The organism is Poinsettia branch-inducing phytoplasma str. JR1 (genome assembly GCF_000309465.1).
In the GTDB taxonomy this organism is placed as follows: Bacteria; Bacillota_I; Bacilli_A; order Acholeplasmatales; family Acholeplasmataceae; genus Phytoplasma; species Phytoplasma pruni.
Map to the genome: position 1 here is coordinate 1 of NZ_AKIK01000032.1, position 1,574 is coordinate 1,574.

The following is a 1,574-nucleotide window of genomic DNA, read 5'->3' on the forward strand; positions in this document are numbered from 1 at the left end:
ATTAATTGATTAAAATTAGGAAATTTTTGGTTGTTAGAAGGAGTAAATAATGGTTCTTCTTGACTATTTAATTCTTGTAAATTAGCGTTTATTGCTTCTTGGGTTTCTTTATTTGTATTGGTCATTTGGTTTTGGATTATATCTTTATTTTGTTGCAGTTTGTCTTTTATTTCTTGGAGATTTTTATTTTGGGTTTCTAATTGTTTATGTTGGGTTATGAGATTTTTTTCAGCTTCTATTAAAGTTTGATGATGAATCCAAACATAACTTCCTAAACATAAAATAATTGATATTATTATGATTATGATTAAATTAGTTGAATTTTTATTTGCTGTCTTTTTGATAGTCATCTTAGTTCCTTTCTAACAAAAAAAAGACCAATTAATGATTGGTCTTTTGGATGTTTTATTATGATAAATTAGAGATTTTATTTTCGATTGTTTGACTGCCGCTGCCATAAGCTTTTCCTTGGGAATCGACTAATTCGTAATCTACAATTAATTCTAATTGAGGGTTTTTATTAGTAATGATTTCTTTTTGTTCGATGCTGATTTGGATGTTAAGTTTTCTTAAACCGTTTTCGTTTAAGATCATTTGTGGACGTTTAGTGTCATCGTAATCCTTGTTATTCACTTTTAAACCAACATTTAAATATTCTTCAGGATTGGTAAAAGTTTGAAGTGTGTCATATTTAGTTGATATTTTCAAATATAAAGGAACATTAATATCCATTCCGTTGGAGTTTAGTGTCGCTTCGTGTTCGATCGTAATTAAGTGATTATATTTTTGTTCGTTTAAGTTTGGAATGGGAATTGGTAAAAGGGTTTTATCTTCATTATTGCCGCCTACTCTTTCGACTGTGAAAAAAGGAACATCATTCATTAGTTGAATTTTTTCTTTTCTTTGTTTAATAAAGTAATTAGTTAAAGCGAAAATGGATACAGTAGTGAAAAAGATAGCGATAATAATTGTAATAATAGTTAATATTTTATTTTTGTTTTTGATGTTTTTATTCATATTATTTAGTTCCTCCTGGGATAATAGATTTGATTAAATTAATAAAGTTATCGATTCCCGTTGTTAACCAGGGAATTTGATTATCGTAGTAAATAATAATGACTTGTAAAATAAAATGTAAAATGATCGTTATGTAAGCGATTTTTTTTAACCGATGGGATTTATTCTTTTTGGGGATATAAATTGTTTCTTCTTCAATTGGTTTTGTTTGTTTTAGTTCTTCTTTGTTTTTAGTTGTTTGTTGGTTTTTTTGATTAGTTTTTTTCGTAATTTTTTTATTCATATTTAATTTCTCCTTTGATTTGATATTTTTTTTATTCTAATGTTAAATCTTTTACTTTATTTTTAATGGTTTTTGAAAGTTTGAAAGTTACTACTGTTTTAGAAGGGATTTCGATTGGTTCCCTTGTTTGTGGGTTTCTACCGATGTAGGCTTTTCTTGATTTTAAGATGAATTTACCGATTTTAGAAGATAAAATTACTTCTTCATTTGAGGTAATGGCTTCAATTAGGGCATATTCAAATGCATTATAAAATACTTCTGTTTTTGAAATTGA

General features: G+C 26.6%; 3 protein-coding genes and 1 pseudogene. All 4 read right to left on the reverse strand.

The window, feature by feature from the left end; all coding sequences use genetic code 11:
* Positions 1-350: pseudogene (locus ON17_RS00820) on the reverse strand (ATP-dependent Zn protease); the annotation flags it as partial.
* 58 nt (positions 351-408) lie between these two features.
* Entirely contained in the window at positions 409-1,017 is a 609-nt protein-coding gene (locus tag ON17_RS00825) for a hypothetical protein (protein WP_017191592.1), read from the reverse strand.
* Between the two features lies 1 nt (position 1,018).
* On the reverse strand, positions 1,019-1,300 hold the full coding sequence (locus ON17_RS00830; RefSeq protein ID WP_017191593.1) for a hypothetical protein: 282 nt from the start codon (positions 1,298-1,300) through the stop codon (positions 1,019-1,021).
* 31 nt (positions 1,301-1,331) lie between these two features.
* Positions 1,332-1,574: HU family DNA-binding protein (locus ON17_RS00835; RefSeq protein WP_017191594.1), on the reverse strand; the 243-nt coding region annotated here is incomplete at its 5' end.

Excerpts from the sequence above, each read along its gene's own strand:
- ON17_RS00825 (WP_017191592.1), bottom strand. The coding sequence starts at position 1,017 with ATGAATAAAAACATCAAAAACAAAAATAAAATATTAACTATTATTACA.
- ON17_RS00830 (WP_017191593.1), bottom strand. The coding sequence starts at position 1,300 with ATGAATAAAAAAATTACGAAAAAAACTAATCAAAAAAACCAACAAACA.